Raw genomic sequence first — 17,218 nt, forward strand, 5'->3', positions numbered from 1 at the left:
AGCAACTGGCAATAGGTTTACATCGCCGAACGTTACAAAGTTCTTTATGACCACATCACTGCGCAGCTTGCCGATGAGCCAAAGGCAAACTCAGTCGAAATGCCGCTCCGCCCTGCCCCGGCAGATAGGTGATCTCACCCCCAAGTCGCTGCATGATCTCGCGGCAGATGGCCAGACCCAGCCCTGCCCCACCGGCCTTGTCGACACCAACGCGCGCAAATTTCTCGAACACCATCGAGCGCGCACCGGGTGGAATGCCACTGCCGTTGTCGATGAAATCAATGATAACCCGCCCACCAACGTCATATGCTGAAATTGTCAGTACCGGTTCGATTGCATCACAGTATTTCTGAGCGTTGGAGATCAGGTTTATGAACACCTGCCCCAACCTGTCTAAATCCGTGTGCAAGACAATCCGCTCAGCAGCGCGTGCGCGCCGTACAGTTATCTTGCGGCCTGCTCCGGCCAATGCGCTGGACACGGCACGATCCAGAACCGAACGCAAACTGTCATCACTGATGTTGAGGTTGACTTGACCGTTTTCCAAAACACTTAGATCCAGCAAATCGTCCAGCAGGCGGGTTAGCCGTAGCGCTTCATCGTGGATGATCGTGGCGTATCGGGTTTGTTCCTCACCGCTCAGACCTTCAGTGTCGCGCATGATTTCGGAAAACGCCCGGATTGAGGTCATGGGCGTCCGCAATTCATGACTGACCTGACTAAGGAAGTTGTCCTTTTGCGCAGACACCTGTGTAAGTTTGGAATTTGCCTCACGCAGTTGCCGCGCCGTTCGGCTAAGCTCGGATGACTTCACCTCAAGCTGGCTGGAGTATTCCAGCAATTGCGCGGATTCATCCGCCACGGCCAGCAGATCTTCGACCGACACTGACGAGCCACCGACGATCTGGCCGATCATCGCGTGGGCCGTTGCCGTCCCAACGGACCCGCTCAATTCGCGTTCCAGACGGCTCAGAAATCCTGGGGTAGGTTCCGGCAGTTGCGACCGCCCCCCCTGCTTCTCGGCTTCGGCCTGAAAGAACTCCTGCGCGGGACCGGTGCCCAGAATGCGCTGGGTCATGATCATCAGGTCTTCGCTTTGCGCGACCGAGCCCGTCCAGCCGCGCGGAGCGACCGAATGATCGAATACATTGACAAACTGCGCGCCCTGCAGCCGCTCAAGCGGGCTGGGAAAACTGAGCAAAGAGGCCACGCAGAACGCGATTGTGTTCAGCAACAGCGACCACATCACAGAATGGACGATCGGATCTATCCCCTCGATCCCAAACAGGGCCTGTGGACGCAGCCAACCAATTCCGAACAACCCGTTCTGCAGCACGCCTTCGGGCATTGATGCCCCACCCATTCCAGGCAACAGCAAGGTGTAAATCCACAGAAGAAACCCTACTGTCAGCCCGACAAGTGCGCCGGTTCGTGTGGCCCCACGCCAAAACAGACCACCAACCAAAGCAGGCAATATCTGAGAAATACCAGCAAAGGCGATCAAACCGATCGAGGCCAGCGCTGCTCCACCGCCCGACGCCCGATAATAGAAATAGCCCAGCGCCATAACAACGGCGATAGACACGCGGCGGGCCATCAGAACGATATTGCGAACATCGCCCGAGACCGAGCCCGTGCCTTCCTGTGTGTTCAGCCAGATAGGCATGACGACATGGTTTGACACCATGGTCGATAGCGCCATTGCGGTCACGATGACCATTGACGTCGCAGATGAAAATCCACCGATAAAGGACAGCATCGCCAGCCAATCGTTGCCCTGCGACAGGGGCACAGTCAGCACGAACAAATCTGGATTGGCCCCTTCGGGCAGCAGGTCCAGACCCACGACTGCGATCGGCACGACAAAGAGGCTCATCAATAGAAGATAGAGCGGGAATGCCCAAGCAGCGGTTCTGAGGTGGCTTTCATCGTCATTCTCGACCACCATCACCTGAAACATGCGCGGCAAGCAGATAAAGGCTGCCGCCGACAAGAAAATGAATGTCGTCCAACGCCCGGCATCGACGTTCCACTGCCCAATTTCCGACGCGTCGATCCGCTCCATCATGGGCGCGATACCACCTGCGATGCCCCAGACGACAAAAACGCCGACTGCGATGAGTGCAAACAGTTTAACAACGGCTTCGACCGCAATCGCCGTGACCACCCCGTGATGGCGTTCATTAACGTCCAGATTGCGCGTGCCAAAGAGAATGGCAAACACAGCCAAGCCAGCCGCAACCCAAAACACACTCGAACCTTCGCGGTACAGACCCGACGGGTCGGCCTCGGCAAAGATCGAGAAAGACAGCGTAATCGATTGTAGTTGCAGCGCGATATAAGGTGTTCCACCCAACACCGCCAGAATGGTGACGCAGACCGCCAGTGTGTTTGACTTGCCATAGCGCGACGACAGCAGGTCCGCGATCGAGGTCACCCTTTGACTGCGCCCCACACGCACAAGTTTACGCAACCCCCACCACCAGCTGACCATAACGAGCGTCGGACCGAGGTAGATGGTGACAAACTCTAACCCCGACCGCGCGGCATTGCCCACAGCACCGTAGAACGTCCAGGCGGTGCAATAGATCGACAGCGACAGCGTATAGATCAGGGGAGAGCGCAGCCATTTCCCGCGCCCAGCAGCCGCCATGCGATCTGCCGCGAAGGCCACGGCAAACAGAAATACGACGTAGCCCAAACAAACGAGAATCAGAACGTTCACAGTGGTCATCATTCAACCCTTGTGTCTTGATCCTCGGGCGTGGGTATACGGCGCGCAGCAAAGCCAAAGATCAGACTGATCACGATCAGTGCGCCCCAGCAAACGAAGACGTAGAAGATCGCCGACGACAGCGGCACTGCGGCATCTCCGCTGGAACGATCTGGCCACAGAAGCGGCAGTGCGAACAAGAGCGCTCCTAGAAATGGCAGCAGCCGGGCAGCGTCCGTCAACCTGCGACGGCGATAGCTTTGACGTTCCAGAAAAACCGAAGGTCGTGCGCCCGGCGGCTGATCTTTGTCGCTCTCGCCAGACATTATAATCGCGTCGCCTGTGCATGAAGATCACGCACAGCCGTCAGCACTTCGGCGTTGGAAAACGGTTTCGTCATAAATCGGCTGACGCCAGCATTTTCCGCCATTTCCCGGTCACGCGACTGTCCGCGTGCCGTCAGCATCAACACAGGAAGGCCAGACAGCTCTTCCATCTCTCTGAGATCACGCAGAATATCCATGCCGCTTTTGCCCGGCAGCATGACGTCCAGAATGACCAGATCAGGCTGTGCACCCTGAATTACCTGAAGTGCGTCGGCACCGTCGCCATGAATCTCAACCTGCCAGCCCTCGCGGGTCAGCAGGAACCGGATTGCCTCGGCGATATTCGGCTCGTCCTCGATCAACAGAACCTTACGGCTCATATTTTCAGTTCCTCCCAAGACCGGTCGCCCATCCCTTGGCCGGTCATAGCCAGATTAAGCGTTCTGTCAGGAAAGTGTCAAAAACCTTCGCTCAAAATCGACGGCTCGCGGCGAGCGGTGCAGTCATTTCGCGGGCAGACGCGGCAGTTCGGTCCAACCTCGGTAACTGCTGTTTCAAAAGTCGTTTCCGGCTCGGGGCGCACCAACATGACAGATCGATACGCCGGGTCCTGATCGTATCCTGCCACCGAATGCGGCCAGGCATAGGCGAAACACTCGAACGTGGCCGACGCCCGTCCAGTCTGCACAACGCGCTTGCGCACCGGCACTAGGGGGCGGTTCAAAGCTGTAAAAACTGGCCAAAGAGGGCAAGCTTCACCATGTCTTGGCATCACAAATCCCGGAATCGGCTTGAGGAACAAGATGCTGCCAGACGCATCACACAGCACCAAGCCGATCGGGCCAGACGCAACACTTCCGGGTAAAAATGCCAAGCGTCTAAGGACCACTGCCATGTCCACGGAAAAGTGACGCGCAAGGTCAATTGGATCCGGGCCAGCGTCTTGAACAAACGAAGCAACCGTATCCTTCGGCATGGCTCGTGCATCAGCGCGGCATGTTTCCAACATGTCACGCGCAACGGTCCGGGCCGCCGCAGTGTTAAGGCCACTCAGATCAACAGTATCAGCCTCACCTTGATCCTCCAATTCCGGGAAAGTATAATCACGCGCCTGAAAGAACGCTTCGACCTCTTCCAAAGGTACACCGCGCGGGTCGACTGCCGTATCGCTTTCATCCAGAAACGTCACCAGCGCCTTGGAACTGCCTGCTAACCGTTCGGCATCCTGGTGCAGGTTCTTATGAAACCTTTCGCGCCATTCAGCCTCGATATCTTTCGTGTCTGCAAGAATCGCAGCCGTTGAACGAATCGCCGCTGCTGTTGACAAGACCTCGTGCATCGAGGCCGCCAGCTGGGGATCATGGGTCAGTCGGTCAGACAGCATCTCGACATTACGTTCCAGTGAAACGACACGGCGATGCATCTGTGCCAGCACCCCTGCCCAGCCTGGGAAACGCCCGGCGAACTCTTCTAGACCGTCCAACTCGGCAGTCTGACCAACCGCATCATCTGCTGCTTCGCGCAGGGCCGATACCAAAGTGGCCTCGATCCCCTTTGTCAGCACCGAAGGCTCGACCGACAATGCCGCCGCGATATCCACCAGCAACTTGCCCCCGATCCGGCGCCGATTGTGTTCGATCAGGTTCAGGTAAGATGCCGAAATCCCTGCCAATCTAGCCAACTCTGCCTGCCTGAGCCCGGCAATCTGCCGCCTCTCTCGGATACGGCTTCCCGTCAGAGTATCACGCATGCTTGCATCCTCCTGGCTAAGGTTAAGCCGAGATTGCGAAAACTATTATCGAAACATATTATATATTTCTGAGGCTTAGTTCAAAGTTTTCAACCATGATTTACAGTTTTGACAAAGCCAGCGTGATCATCGCGCAGGAATGACAGGTCGTTATCATACGATAAGGCCCTTCCCCCCTTCTCTTCTGCGCAGTTTCCCGGCACGATACCCGCATGAGCGACCCAGCCTTCGAATATGCTCCCATCGGCCTTGTAGAGCTTGAAAACCGGATTATCCGGCGCTGCAATCTGCAATTCGCGCGCACGTTTGGCGGAGAAGAGGCTGACTATCGCAACATGCCACTGCTGCACCTCTATCCTTCGGTCGCCGATTGGGAACGGATCGGAGAGCGCAGCCTGCAGGTCATGCGCGACACCGGCTATTACACTGACGAACGTGTCATGAGACGGCGCAATGGCGATCTGTTCTGGTGTCGCGCGCGCGGTCGATCACTGACCCCCGATGACCCATTTCGGCACGGCATCTGGAGTTTTTCGGATATCTCAGAAGAACGACCTTTGGTTGAATTGACGGTTCGTGAACGCGAAGTGGCCATTCTGTCCTGCCGCGGTTTGTCGGCCAAGGAAATCGGCGCGGAATTAGGACTGAGTTATCGTACGATCGAAGCCTATCGCGCCCGCTTGCTTGAAAAGTTTGGAGCACGAAAACTGTCTGAACTGGTCGCGAAGCTGTCGGGGATGCCCTTGTAAGCCGACTGGCCCTTTAATTTAAGCGGCAAACCAGTTCGTGATGGTGCGAGTCGGCGCTTTTCATGCACCGCTGCTTGGCCTATAACGCTGCGTAATTTGATCAGAGCCCGCAAAAACAGACGGGCCAAAGGGGAACCGTCGAGGACACTCATGACAGATACCAAACACGAAGCGGATGTGGCATTCATCAAGGCTCTGGCTGAATTGCTGCGCGAAAACGACCTGACCGAATTGCAGGTCAAACGCGAATACGGCGAAGAAGACAGCCTGAACGTACGCGTCAGCCGTATGACACAGGCCGCTGCCGCTCCGGTTCAGGTCGCGGTGCCCGCCGCAGCCCCTGCTCCAGTTGCCGCTCCTGCGGCCGCCCCTGCCGCAGCCGAAGCCCCAGCAGCGCAGGAAGACCCTGCCAGCCATCCCGGTGCCGTGACCTCACCCATGGTTGGAACGGTCTATATGCAACCCGAACCCGGCGCGCCTGCATTCATCTCCGTTGGCGCTGCGGTCTCGGAAGGCGACACGCTGCTGATCGTCGAAGCGATGAAAACTATGAACCACATCCACGCCCCAAAGTCGGGCACGATCAAACGCATTCTGGTCGGTGATGGCGACGCTGTGGAATTCGGCACTCCTCTGGTCATCATCGAGTAAGGCGGGCCCATGTTCGATAAGATCCTGATTGCCAACCGAGGCGAGATCGCCCTGCGCGTCATCCGCGCCGCCCGCGAGATGGGGATAAAGACAGTCGCCGTCCACTCCACCGCCGACAGCGACGCGATGCATGTGCGTATGGCGGACGAATCGGTCTGCATTGGCCCCCCGCCCAGCCCACAAAGCTATCTGTCCGTGCCTGCCATCATTTCGGCATGCGAGATCACTGGTGCTCAGGCGATCCACCCCGGTTATGGCTTCCTGTCCGAGAACGCCGAATTCGTGCAGATCGTCGAAGACCACGACATCACGTTTATCGGCCCCACCGCCGAGCATATCCGCGTGATGGGCGACAAGATCACTGCCAAGGACACGATGAAGGCACTGGGTGTTCCTTGCGTGCCCGGATCTGACGGTGGCGTACCCACATTGGAAGACGCAAAGCGCATCGGTGAGGAATTCGGCTATCCGGTCATCATCAAGGCCACCGCCGGTGGCGGCGGTCGCGGCATGAAGGTCGCGATGAACGCCGATGAGATGGAAAGCGCTTTCATGACCGCGCGTGCAGAAGGCAAAGCCGCCTTTGGCAATGACGAGGTCTATATCGAAAAATACCTGACCACGCCGCGCCATATCGAAATTCAGGTCTTCGGCGACGGTAAGGGTAAAGCGGTGCATCTGGGTGAACGCGACTGCTCGTTGCAGCGCCGGCACCAGAAAGTGTTTGAAGAGGCCCCCGGCCCCTGCATCACCCCCGAAGAACGCGCCAGGATCGGTAAGATCTGTGCCGACGCGGTCGCCAAGATCAACTATATCGGCGCGGGCACCATCGAGTTCCTCTATGAGAATGGCGAGTTCTATTTCATCGAAATGAACACCCGCCTGCAGGTGGAGCACCCGGTGACCGAAGGCATCTTTGGCGTCGATCTGGTGCGCGAGCAAATCCGTGTCGCCGCAGGCGAGCCGATGTCATTTGGGCAAGAGGATCTGGAAATCAACGGCCACGCCATTGAGGTGCGGATCAACGCGGAAAAGCTGCCGAACTTTTCGCCTTGCCCGGGCAAGATCACCGCGTATCACGCACCGGGTGGTCTAGGCGTGCGGATGGATTCAGCGCTGTATGACGGATATTCGATCCCGCCCTACTATGACTCGCTGATCGCCAAACTGATCGTGCAGGGCCGTGACCGGGCCGAAGCGCTGGCGCGGCTGGAACGCGCATTGGGAGAGTTGATCGTGGACGGCATCGATACCACAGTCCCCCTGTTCCACGCCTTGCTGCAGGAACCCGACCTGCACAGCGGCGACTACAACATCCACTGGCTGGAGCGCTGGCTTGCGGAGAACATGGAATAGTAACCTCCAAGAACCGGAGGGCGCACGCCTTCCGGTTTCTGCATATCCCAGATGAGTCTATCCGCTGAACTTCTGCTGCACGGGTACTCCATCGGCATTTTCCCGATGGCGGAACATCGCGATGATCCCGAGCTGTTCTGGGTCGATCCAAAGTTTCGCGGCGTCTTTCCGTTGGACGGATTCCACGTGTCGCGTAGTCTTTCACGCCGCATCCGCAATTGCGGGTTCGAAATCACGATCAATCAGGACTTTTCAGGCGTCGTGGATGGCTGTGCTGACAGGGCCGACACCTGGATCAACGCTGAACTGCACGATCTGTACCGCCAATTGCATCAGACAGGCTATGCCCATTCTCTCGAAGTCTGGGACGGGGCCGCACTTGTAGGCGGTGTCTATGGTGTAACCTTGGGGGCGGCATTCTTTGGGGAGAGCATGTTCTCACGCCGCACGGATGCGTCGAAAATCGCCCTTGCCTACCTCGTGGACCGCCTGCGACAAACCGGATTCCACCTGTTCGACACGCAGTTTTTGACCGCGCATCTGGCGTCTCTGGGCGCCATCGAAATTCCACGCAGCGCTTACAAAAGAGAACTGGAAGAGGCTCTGAATCTCAGCGCTGATTTCACAGCATCAATTCATCAGTCCGCAGCGGGCGTGATACAGCGGATCACCCAGACATCATAACGCGCATGGTCCAACGCGTTCAAAGCTGGGGATGTCGCAATCATCCAGCCGTCAAACAACTGATCAGCTTTCCCCGTTTCCCAGATCGTCAGATAGGCAAACGCGTCACCTGTCGGGTTATCAACCGGATAACGACAATCCCCTAGCGCGACATCCAAGCCAAACACAGCTTCGGTCTCACCGCTTTGCATTTCAACATCGACGGTCTGACCGCTGACTTTGTCCAATCCGCGCAACATGGCCCCCGGACCGGACTGGACCTTTTGCTGAGCAACAGCACTGGTCCCTACCATAAGAAGGGCAATCAAAGCAGCGCGGATCATTCGCTGCCGTCTCCGGCCACAAACTTGACCAGCAGAGAGATCAGGCTGACCGCGCCTTGTGTATCCTCAATCTCGTCTCCGGGTTCGAAATAGAATGGCGACCCGCCTGGCATAACCTCGACGAAATTGCCACCCAGCAGCCCCTCGGACGAGATCACAATGGCGCTGTCATCCGGCACCAGAATGCCATCGGCAATGGTGAAGGTCGTGTCTGCACGATAGGTATCCGCGTTCAGCGTCACACCAGTTACCGTTCCAATCTTGACGCCTGCAAGACGGACATCCGTGCCTACACCGACCCCTTCCAGCGACCTGAAAGACGCACCAAGTTCGTACCCAGCTGCGCCTTGCGACAAGCCCGTCGATTGGCTGGCGTAAACACCAAATGCCAGCGCGCCGGCCAACACGACGCCACCGACAAATACTTCGGTCCAATTATGGCTCGACATCTTCGCCTCGCTTATTCCGGGCTCCAGGCCTCATAATCCTTGCGTTCGACCGGCTCGGCCCGACGCAGCGACCCTGCAGGCGCATAAGCCATAGCAGTACCGGTCAGGTTTTCCTGATGCGGCTTTTCCCAGGATTTATGCGGCAAAGGTTTGTCTGTCGGAGGCTCATCCCAGGTGCGATGCAACCAACCGTGCCATTCGGGATCAACTCGGCTGGCTTCAGCCTCACCGTTGAAGATCACCCAGCGTTTGCTGTCGTCCGCAGTGCGATAAAACACATTGCCTTCATTGTCTTCGCCGACTTTGACGCCCTTTCGCGAAGTGTAAATCTGCGTGTTCAGAGTGGATCCGTTCCACCAGGTTACGGCTCGCAAAAGACTGTTCAGGATTCCCATCGGGTGCCTCCGGCATTTCGGTCGAGAAAAGGTATGGACCAAAGGCTCGCCAAGGTCCAGTGCCCCTAGGGCCGCATGCGTCACTCCGGCAGAAACGCGGTCACTTCGATTTCAATCCTGTATTTCGGATCGATCAGCCCGCATTCCATCATGGTCGCAGCCGGAGGGTTTTCGCCAAAGGTCTCTGCCAGGATCGGCCAGCACGGCTCAAACTCTGTACGATCCGGCAACATGTATGTCACACGGACCACATCCTCGAATCCTGCACCGGCCCTTTGCAAAGCCGTTTCAATGATGCTCAATGCAGAACGGCACTGCGTGACAGCATCTTCACCCTGCCCCACTGTCCCGGCCACGTGGACCCAGCCGCCCGCGACAACCGCACGGCAGTATCCAACTTTTGCTTCGAATTCGCCACCGGATGAAATCCGTTGAATCGCCATGCTGCTTCCTCTTCGTTGATCGCAAGCCAAAGACCACTGCAACAAACGAAGAAAGGCAATCGCCAATTCTCAGGCCGCAACTGTCTCGGTGACACTGGCAAAACGACAGCGGGGGGAGAACCCCCTACTGTCTTTTCAAATCCAACACCCTTGAGTTGCTATTAACCTGCTGATGCAGATTCCGGCGCTGCGTCTGCGTAGATGAACAGTGGTTGTGACTCGGACGATACCGCCTCTTCGTTCACGACAACTTCACTGACGTTCTTCATGCCCGGCAATTCGAACATGGTATCCAGCAGAATGTCTTCCAGGATCGACCGCAAGCCGCGTGCGCCGGTTTTGCGCTCGATCGCTTTCTTGGCGATGGACTTCAGCGCATCATCTGTGAAGTCGAGTTCAACATCTTCCAATTCGAACAGGCGCTGATACTGCTTGACCAAAGCGTTCTTGGGCTTGGTCAGGATCGTGACCAATGCGTCTTCGTCCAGATCTTCCAACGTTGCCAGAACCGGCAAACGTCCCACAAACTCGGGGATCAAGCCGAACTTCAGCAGATCTTCTGGCTCAAGATCCTTGAAAATCTCGCCTACGCCGCGGTCGTCATTGTCTCGCACATCGGCACCGAAACCCATGGCCGAACCTTTGCCGCGCTGCGCGATGATCTTGTCCAGGCCGGCAAAGGCGCCGCCGCAGATGAACAGAATGTTGGTGGTGTCCACCTGCAAAAATTCCTGCTGCGGATGTTTGCGTCCACCTTGCGGAGGAACGCTGGCCACTGTGCCTTCCATCAGTTTCAGCAAGGCTTGCTGCACGCCCTCGCCCGAAACATCCCGTGTGATTGACGGGTTCTCGGACTTGCGCGTGATCTTGTCGACCTCGTCGATATAGACGATGCCGCGTTGCGCGCGTTCCACGTTGTATTCGCTGGCCTGAAGCAGCTTGAGAATGATGTTTTCGACATCTTCGCCCACGTAACCAGCTTCGGTCAGCGTCGTTGCGTCGGCCATGGTGAATGGCACGTCCAAGATACGGGCCAGTGTCTGTGCCAGAAGGGTTTTACCGCACCCTGTCGGACCAATCAGCAGGATGTTGGACTTCGCCAGTTCAATATCGCTGCCGGCTTTCTGAGCATGGTTCAGACGTTTGTAATGGTTGTGAACCGCGACGGACAGAACGCGCTTGGCGGTTGCCTGCCCGATCACGTAGTCGTCCAGAACCTCGCAAATGTCTTTGGGCGTGGGCACACCATCAGACGACTTCAGCCCGCTGGCCTTGGTCTCTTCACGGATGATGTCCATGCATAGTTCGACGCATTCATCGCAGATGAACACGGTCGGGCCCGCGATCAGTTTTCGCACCTCATGCTGGCTTTTCCCGCAGAAACTGCAGTAGAGCGTGTTCTTCCCGTCGCCGCCTGAATTCGTCGCCATGATCTACCTTTCGGGCCTCGTCCCTGCACCCCGGCAGGGATGCGCTTACGCCTGTTTGTGCAGCTTAGGCCAGCACTCTGGCGGCTACAATCTCAAAATGACCCCCGCGCCGATGGCGCGGAGCACTGGTCTTAGGCCTCTTCCGCGTCCATTTTTGCACGGTTTTCGACGATTTCATCGATGTGGCCCCAGTCTTTCGCTTCTTCCGGGCTCATGAAATTGTCACGGTCCAGCGCCTTTTCAACCGCCTTTTTGGTCTGCCCGGTATGACGCACATAAATGTCATACAGGCGATCCTTCAGCTTTTGCGTTTCGGCCGCATGGATCATGATGTCGCTCGCCTGACCCTGATAGCCACCGCTGGGCTGGTGAACCATGATCCGGCTATTGGGCAGCGAAAACCGCATCCCTTTCTCACCACCAGCCAGCAGAACCGAGCCCATCGAAGCCGCCTGACCGATCACCAATGTGGAACATTTCGGCTTAATGTACTGCATTGTATCGTAAATCGACAAACCGCTTGTCACCACACCACCAGGGGAATTGATGTAGATCGAAATTTCCTTATTCGGATTCTCGGCTTCAAGGTGCAGCAGCTGCGCAACGACCAGATGGCTCATGCCATCGTGAATTGGGCCGTTGATAAAGATGATCCGCTCTTTCAGCAGACGCGAGAAAATATCGTAAGCGCGTTCGCCCCGGCTGGTCTGCTCGACGACCATGGGAACGAGCGTATTCATGTAAGTATCTACGGGATCGAACATTCTGAACCTGCCTGCTTTGCTATGGATCGGGACACTACCCCAACAAGTATTACCCGAGTCTTAGTATCGGCTTGGGGGGGCTGCAAGGGGGGCAAGTGAGAACGACGCAGGAATGTGCGTTGTGATCAAATTCGCGCAACGCAACGTTCGTTGTTCACATTCTCAAGCGGCTGACGGGACGCAACCGAAGCACTCTAGTTGAGGCAGAGGGGAAAGGTGGCTTCTGTTTCCCTTTCACTCATCACGGTATTTTGATTTATACATATAGGGTAAAATGACCGAAACATGTATGTGGATGCAGCGCAGCACTCAAGCGTTGTGATGTAATAACGTAACTCAATCAATGGGTTGGCAAGGAACAAGAACAATGGCACTTCCCCAACTGTCACAAGACATGTCCCCTGAAGACTTTGATCGCATGGTCGTCAACGCGACACGCGCGTCCAATTTTTTGAAAGCGATCAGCCATGAAGGGCGCTTGATGATCTTGTGTCACCTGGTTTCAGGTGAGAAATCCGTGACAGAATTAGAAGAGCTTTTGTCCGCACGGCAAGCTGCAGTATCTCAGCAATTGTCTCGCCTTCGACTGGAAGGTTTGGTCATCCCAAGACGGGAAGGTAAAGCGATCTACTACCGTTTGGCGGACGATCGCCCTCGGCGGATGTTGGAAGTTATCTACGAGCTGTTTTGCGGCGAAGGCACCTCCTAACGACTGGTTTCGTTAGCGGAAAACTGCTACCGAAACTCCATCGAGCACCAAGGAGACGATAATGATCCGTGTAATTCTGATTGGCCTGAGCCTGTTTGCCCTTACCGCCTGCGAAACTGCAAAAGGCGCTGGCAAAGACATTGAAAAGGCTGGAGATGCCATCCAAGACGCCGCGACAGACGTGCAGGAAAACCTGTAAAGAAAACTGATCTTGCGCAGCACGTTCGCCATTACACCCGAATGGACGGATTACTGTACTTGATCCGAGTGCCCGGCTTGCCGGGGCGCAGCGTCAACACTGCTTTTTCCTAGGCTAAATCGGGGCTCTTTTGCACACGCGAAAGAGCCCCGTTCCCGTTCTTCTGGGGGGTGAGTGGTAGCCTGTATAAAACCGTAATCCGGCAAAGGAAAAGGCGTCAGGTGCGCAGACGTTGTCTTTGCGAGTACCCTTTCGGATACGCCTGACGCCTTACCGGGTCGACGCGTCCCAAGAGACGCTCCGATCCTTTTGCCTCAGCCCACTGAGGGGCTTTGACCACTGCATTGACCCCTAAGGGTCGCGCAGCCTGCATCGGCCGTCAAAGAGGATAGCCAACTGGCACAAGCGTGTCGCCCGTCCACAACTGACCTTAACGGTAAGTCTTTGAAGTTCTAAGAAAATCCCAAGACCCTCTCAAACCCTCAAACCTCTGGACCTTTGCTTACCACCGTCGGTTCCGAGGACCCTAGGCAGTGATCAGACTGTTACATTCCGGTCCGCGCCCGGCAAGAAAATAGCACTGCAGCATGAAAAATAGACGGGGATAAAGTGTTGATATCCGGCGGGACATTTCTGTGGATATCCCGAGAAAGCACGGCACCGCGCTGGGTTGTTCGAATGTTCAGGCAGACATCACTTAAGCGCCACTTTTTCATGAAATGCTGCAGGTGCAAAGGCGGCAACTCGACCGTTTCGGTGAAAACTACTGGGTTTGCTCAACTCTCAGGCGCCAATTCCATCGAATCGACGACCTGAACAGTCCTATGCAGTTCTTTACAAGGTTACTTCGTTAACCACGGCGGTGCCTGGCCCCAAGCTGAGATCGGGCGTGAAAAACTCTGGTCGGCAATTCATCAAGAACCGAATGGCGAAGATTCACCACGTGCGAGACCCAACTGGCCCCACTTGTGGAACACCGCATTCCAACCGGAACGCTTTGAACCCTTTAGCACACAGTGACATCGCCACCCGGTCTCCTCCCCTTGGAAAAGGAATGGCTTCGATCCTGAGAAGCGGTCCGACCCGGACGACGACCGGCCGCTCTGCCGCATGGGCGGCGGACGGCGGTCTATACCCCCTACGGTCCGACCGGGCCGGAACCGCTTCAGTTCACCTGACGTTCCAGAACGGTGCTGTAAGTCGTTCCGTTTCGCAGGCTACGGAAATCCGCGTATATCTTGCCATCTTCGTACCGCGCGTCGATCAACGCATTGGCACCAATCACCAGTGGAGAGGTTTCAACGATGCCGATGGCGCCAGAGCCGTCCAGGCTGATGGTTCCGGTTGCCTCGTATTCATTCCATTCGGTATCGCCATCGCGCCGCCACTTGCTGGGGCCCCAGAAAACATTATCCTCCTGAATCTGTACATCCAGCATCCATTCGGCCTGGTTGAACCGAGGCTCATCGCCTTTGTAGTAATGGCTGGGCTGGACGGTCGTGTAAGACCCCAACCACGTACCGCGCAGGTCGGGCGTTGTTTCAGCCATCGCGGCTGTTCCAAGGGTGAGTGTCGTGGCCAAAGCAGCTGCTCCGGCAGTCATGTATCTGGTCATGGGCTCTCTCCTTCTGTGTGCCCAACAGATTGGGAGCGCCCGTAGCGGTTACAACTTACCTAAAGTAAACTTCACACACAGTTCAGGTTGGCGGGCCCTTGAAGCGACCGGAACGTGCTGATGGTGCGCCTTTTTTCTTCCCACAGCAGTCAACGCAACTTAAAGACTGGGTACGATACACCCGCCCGACGGGCAGAAACGCAAATAGGTACAAATGCACTTTCCCAAAAGACACCATCGCGCCTTCAAAAGCGCTGTTCGGCGCTTCCGAAGTGAGTTTTCGCAATTTGTGCTTGAACAAAGCAGCTCTGAGGTGCTGTGCGGGCCGATGAAAGGCTTTCGCTTTACCGAAAACGCCTTTTGGGGCGGGCATTCTGATACTGCCACAAAGATCTTTGGCCTTTATGAGCAGCAGAATCTTGGCATTCTGAGCAACTCGAACAAGCCCGTTTTGGTGGATATTGGCGCGGCCGACGGCTTTTGGGGCGTTGGCCTCGTCTCGACCGGAAATTTCGAAAAAAGCGTGTGCTTTGAGGTATCCGCCAAGGGCCGTGAGGTCATCCGCGAGACGGCCGAGCACAACGGTGTCGGCGACCGCGTGACTGTATTTGGCGACGCGCTGGAAAACACCGCCGAGAATATCGCAAGTGTTGCCCCCGACCCCGGTGACATTTTCTTTCTGATCGACATCGAAGGCGTGGAATTCAGCTTGCTGACCGAAGACTTCCTGACGCAGTATCGCCAGTCGGAATTCCTGATCGAACTGCATCCTCAGATGGTCGAGAACGGCGCTGCCAAGCTGAGCGCCATCGAAGATTTTTGCGGTCAGTATTTCCAGGTCACTTATGTGGACGGCAGCGTCCGCGACACGTCAGAGATGGATAAAATCCTCAAGCTGGGGGATGATTTCAAATGGCCGATCATCTCGGAAGGGCGCGGGTTTCCGATGCAATGGCTGCATCTGGAACCGCGCAGATAAGGCATTTGGCCTGAGCGAAAAGAGAATGCGTCAGGCCCAGGCCAGCGCTGTGCCGATCAGAACCAGAACGATCCCCGCAACTTCCCGGTGTGAGAAATTCTCGCCAAACAGAAAGAATGAGGCGATGGCGATCAGAATAACCTCTGCCCCCAGAATACCCGTATAGATGATGCCCAACCGCTCTTCACGCAGCGCGGCGAGTTCCAGCGTTGCGGCGGCCAGCAATGTCGCGATGATCAGAAGGGTCAGGCCAACACCGGGGATCTTCCACCAGAACTTCATCGAGATCATGGCCACGGAATAAAGACCCGCCGACCCAAGGGCAATGAGGGGGATCATGGATGTGGACATAGGGGCCTCCTGCCAAGGTTGCCGTTAGGTCAAGTCTAGCAGGTGGGCGGGTTTGGGGCTGTGAGGTTGGTCACAGACCCGGTCAGAGCACAATCGCGATGAGTTCGGCCAGCCCGATCAGGCCGAGCAACACATTGGACGTTAAGATAAGCCCTTTCACGTTATGGGATTTGACGCCCTTGCCGAAATTCGACGTCGCCAATTCGTCGTCCATATCGTCCCGCAGGTTTTCGACATCGGCCAAAGCGGTGCTGCCTGCCAAAATGCCAAAAGCCGCAGTGGCAATGACCAGAACAATCAGAACCAGCGAAATGCCCTGAGCGCCAAACCCGATGATGGCAGCGAGCGCCACATAGGCAAAAATTGTCGTCCGCATGATGTAATAGTAATGATCCAGACGGCCCATAGACGTTCTTGAACGCAGAGTCTGATCCATAACACATTCCCCCATTTTGAATTTATTGAACGCAATGGCGGAAGTGTAGCATCTGATGGCCAAAACTCGAAATCTGGGACGGTGGTTAGTCAACAGAGTTGAGGGTCGTGACCGACCTGAGGGGGCGGGTCGGCGGTGTCGCCGCGCGGATTCAGCAGGCAGAGTTCGAGAGATTGAACTGGTTACTTTTGAGTTTCAGCTGAAAACTTCAAATGTGGCCACATCTCGTGTGTCCAAGTAGCAAAAACTACTAACATGAATGCCGAATATGTCACTGACCAAAATGCGCCACTGGTCTGAGCTGCTTCGAAAAAACCTCCCTCATCTCCAACTTCTCGATACCAAAGTCTGGAAGCGGAAACTACAGACGAGAATACAAAATACACAGCCATCAAGATCAAAAAGCTTGAGTTTGCAACCTTCACGACAGAAGGCGTCAGCTCATTTGCAACTTTTAAGTCCTTTAGGTAGTGTTCCCAACCCGCTACGTTCTTAAATCGGTTTTCGATGCGCAATTCAATGAAACGTCCGGCTCTCGCAATGCCGTTAACCTCGATGACAAACAAAAATGACATTGCGACAACAACTAGCGGAACGATGTACAAAAATGTTCCTTCCATTACACCAGCAATTTTCAAACCTGATACGCTGGGAATTCCTAACGCGGCACCGGCAACAATAAAGAAACGTCTCTGTTGCCGATCAAGAATTTCCCTGCGGAGAGATCTGTACTGTTCTTCGAACACTACAATTTCATGGTCACGTGTTTCGGTTAGCTTAAAGTGCCGATCATAATCGCTCATTGGAAACGCCTAAAATATTTGCATTTCAACAGCTTCTCATAGTCTGATTTTTCGCTCAAGCACACTCTTTGCATGATGAATGGCAAGTTGTGG

General features: G+C 55.8%; 21 protein-coding genes. 7 read left to right on the plus strand and 14 right to left on the minus strand.

Annotated features, from left to right (window positions below):
* Positions 1 to 55: 55 nt before the first annotated feature.
* From ACR0EV_RS15990 to ACR0EV_RS16005, 4 genes are all read right to left on the minus strand, one after another.
* On the minus strand, positions 56 to 2,734 hold the full coding sequence (locus ACR0EV_RS15990; protein WP_480800993.1) for an ATP-binding protein: 2,679 nt from the start codon (positions 2,732 to 2,734) through the stop codon (positions 56 to 58).
* Positions 2,734 to 3,039, minus strand: coding sequence for a hypothetical protein (locus tag ACR0EV_RS15995; RefSeq protein ID WP_480800994.1), 306 nt, complete (start codon positions 3,037 to 3,039; stop codon positions 2,734 to 2,736). The genes ACR0EV_RS15990 and ACR0EV_RS15995 overlap by 1 nt, the downstream gene beginning before the upstream one ends.
* Positions 3,039 to 3,419 (minus strand): response regulator transcription factor, encoded by a 381-nt coding sequence (locus ACR0EV_RS16000; RefSeq protein ID WP_171093994.1) that lies wholly within the window; start codon positions 3,417 to 3,419, stop codon positions 3,039 to 3,041. The genes ACR0EV_RS15995 and ACR0EV_RS16000 overlap by 1 nt, the downstream gene beginning before the upstream one ends.
* 77 nt (positions 3,420 to 3,496) lie before the next feature.
* On the minus strand, positions 3,497 to 4,789 hold the full coding sequence (locus ACR0EV_RS16005; protein ID WP_480800995.1) for a short-chain fatty acyl-CoA regulator family protein: 1,293 nt from the start codon (positions 4,787 to 4,789) through the stop codon (positions 3,497 to 3,499).
* A 212-nt stretch (positions 4,790 to 5,001) separates the two neighbouring features.
* Here ACR0EV_RS16005 and ACR0EV_RS16010 point away from each other — a divergent pair, with 212 nt between their 5' ends.
* The 4 genes from ACR0EV_RS16010 (at position 5,002) to aat (ending at position 8,229) form a co-directional block, all read left to right on the plus strand.
* Positions 5,002 to 5,538 carry a LuxR C-terminal-related transcriptional regulator gene (locus ACR0EV_RS16010; protein WP_152457352.1) on the plus strand — a complete coding sequence of 179 codons (537 nt, stop codon included), beginning with the start codon at positions 5,002 to 5,004 and terminating at the stop codon, positions 5,536 to 5,538.
* A gap of 150 nt (positions 5,539 to 5,688) precedes the next feature.
* Positions 5,689 to 6,189, plus strand: coding sequence for an acetyl-CoA carboxylase biotin carboxyl carrier protein (gene accB, locus ACR0EV_RS16015; protein WP_171094000.1), 501 nt, complete (start codon positions 5,689 to 5,691; stop codon positions 6,187 to 6,189).
* 9 nt (positions 6,190 to 6,198) lie between these two features.
* Positions 6,199 to 7,545 carry an acetyl-CoA carboxylase biotin carboxylase subunit gene (accC, locus tag ACR0EV_RS16020; RefSeq protein ID WP_171094002.1) on the plus strand — a complete coding sequence of 449 codons (1,347 nt, stop codon included), beginning with the start codon at positions 6,199 to 6,201 and terminating at the stop codon, positions 7,543 to 7,545.
* Between the two features lie 51 nt (positions 7,546 to 7,596).
* Positions 7,597 to 8,229 carry a leucyl/phenylalanyl-tRNA--protein transferase gene (gene aat, locus ACR0EV_RS16025; protein ID WP_480800996.1) on the plus strand — a complete coding sequence of 211 codons (633 nt, stop codon included), beginning with the start codon at positions 7,597 to 7,599 and terminating at the stop codon, positions 8,227 to 8,229.
* On the opposite strand, the gene ACR0EV_RS16030 is transcribed toward aat, so the two are convergent.
* From ACR0EV_RS16030 to ACR0EV_RS16055, 6 genes are all read right to left on the minus strand, one after another.
* On the minus strand, positions 8,184 to 8,552 hold the full coding sequence (locus ACR0EV_RS16030; RefSeq protein ID WP_171177720.1) for a DUF2155 domain-containing protein: 369 nt from the start codon (positions 8,550 to 8,552) through the stop codon (positions 8,184 to 8,186). The two genes, aat and ACR0EV_RS16030, sit on opposite strands and share 46 nt — an antisense overlap.
* Entirely contained in the window at positions 8,549 to 9,001 is a 453-nt protein-coding gene (gene mlaD, locus ACR0EV_RS16035) for an outer membrane lipid asymmetry maintenance protein MlaD (protein ID WP_171094008.1), read from the minus strand. Before mlaD ends, ACR0EV_RS16030 begins: the two co-directional genes overlap by 4 nt.
* An 11-nt stretch (positions 9,002 to 9,012) precedes the next feature.
* Positions 9,013 to 9,396: an NADH:ubiquinone oxidoreductase subunit NDUFA12 gene (locus tag ACR0EV_RS16040; RefSeq protein ID WP_171094011.1), complete on the minus strand. Its 384-nt coding sequence runs from the start codon at positions 9,394 to 9,396 to the stop codon at positions 9,013 to 9,015.
* An 80-nt stretch (positions 9,397 to 9,476) separates the two neighbouring features.
* Positions 9,477 to 9,839, minus strand: a complete 363-nt coding sequence (locus ACR0EV_RS16045; protein ID WP_480800997.1) for a RidA family protein — start codon at positions 9,837 to 9,839, stop codon at positions 9,477 to 9,479.
* Between the two features lie 161 nt (positions 9,840 to 10,000).
* A complete protein-coding gene (gene clpX / locus ACR0EV_RS16050) occupies positions 10,001 to 11,269 on the minus strand; it encodes an ATP-dependent Clp protease ATP-binding subunit ClpX (protein ID WP_171094016.1) in 1,269 nt (422 codons plus the stop codon).
* Positions 11,270 to 11,400: 131 nt separating this feature from the next.
* The gene (locus ACR0EV_RS16055; RefSeq protein ID WP_480800998.1) at positions 11,401 to 12,033 is read right to left on the minus strand and encodes an ATP-dependent Clp protease proteolytic subunit; all 633 of its coding nucleotides are present in this window, start codon (positions 12,031 to 12,033) and stop codon (positions 11,401 to 11,403) included.
* A 367-nt stretch (positions 12,034 to 12,400) separates the two neighbouring features.
* On the opposite strand from ACR0EV_RS16055, the gene ACR0EV_RS16060 reads away from it, so the two are divergent.
* Together ACR0EV_RS16060 and ACR0EV_RS16065 are read left to right on the plus strand one after the other, a co-directional pair.
* Positions 12,401 to 12,742: an ArsR/SmtB family transcription factor gene (locus ACR0EV_RS16060; RefSeq protein WP_480800999.1), complete on the plus strand. Its 342-nt coding sequence runs from the start codon at positions 12,401 to 12,403 to the stop codon at positions 12,740 to 12,742.
* Between the two features lie 61 nt (positions 12,743 to 12,803).
* Positions 12,804 to 12,941, plus strand: coding sequence for an entericidin A/B family lipoprotein (locus tag ACR0EV_RS16065; RefSeq protein WP_171094020.1), 138 nt, complete (start codon positions 12,804 to 12,806; stop codon positions 12,939 to 12,941).
* A gap of 1,165 nt (positions 12,942 to 14,106) precedes the next feature.
* Here ACR0EV_RS16065 and ACR0EV_RS16070 read toward each other — a convergent pair.
* Positions 14,107 to 14,556 carry a hypothetical protein gene (locus ACR0EV_RS16070; protein WP_171094022.1) on the minus strand — a complete coding sequence of 150 codons (450 nt, stop codon included), beginning with the start codon at positions 14,554 to 14,556 and terminating at the stop codon, positions 14,107 to 14,109.
* Positions 14,557 to 14,884: 328 nt separating this feature from the next.
* On the opposite strand from ACR0EV_RS16070, the gene ACR0EV_RS16075 reads away from it, so the two are divergent.
* Positions 14,885 to 15,535: a hypothetical protein gene (locus ACR0EV_RS16075; RefSeq protein WP_480801000.1), complete on the plus strand. Its 651-nt coding sequence runs from the start codon at positions 14,885 to 14,887 to the stop codon at positions 15,533 to 15,535.
* A 30-nt stretch (positions 15,536 to 15,565) separates the two neighbouring features.
* Here ACR0EV_RS16075 and ACR0EV_RS16080 read toward each other — a convergent pair whose 3' ends face one another.
* The 3 genes from ACR0EV_RS16080 to ACR0EV_RS16090 form a co-directional block, all read right to left on the minus strand.
* Positions 15,566 to 15,886 (minus strand): hypothetical protein, encoded by a 321-nt coding sequence (locus ACR0EV_RS16080; RefSeq protein WP_480801001.1) that lies wholly within the window; start codon positions 15,884 to 15,886, stop codon positions 15,566 to 15,568.
* Between the two features lie 82 nt (positions 15,887 to 15,968).
* Positions 15,969 to 16,322 carry a hypothetical protein gene (locus ACR0EV_RS16085; RefSeq protein ID WP_480801002.1) on the minus strand — a complete coding sequence of 118 codons (354 nt, stop codon included), beginning with the start codon at positions 16,320 to 16,322 and terminating at the stop codon, positions 15,969 to 15,971.
* Between the two features lie 182 nt (positions 16,323 to 16,504).
* Positions 16,505 to 17,125: a hypothetical protein gene (locus tag ACR0EV_RS16090; protein WP_480801003.1), complete on the minus strand. Its 621-nt coding sequence runs from the start codon at positions 17,123 to 17,125 to the stop codon at positions 16,505 to 16,507.
* Positions 17,126 to 17,218 lie beyond the last annotated feature (93 nt).

The organism is Ruegeria sp. CF8, assembly GCF_056537285.1.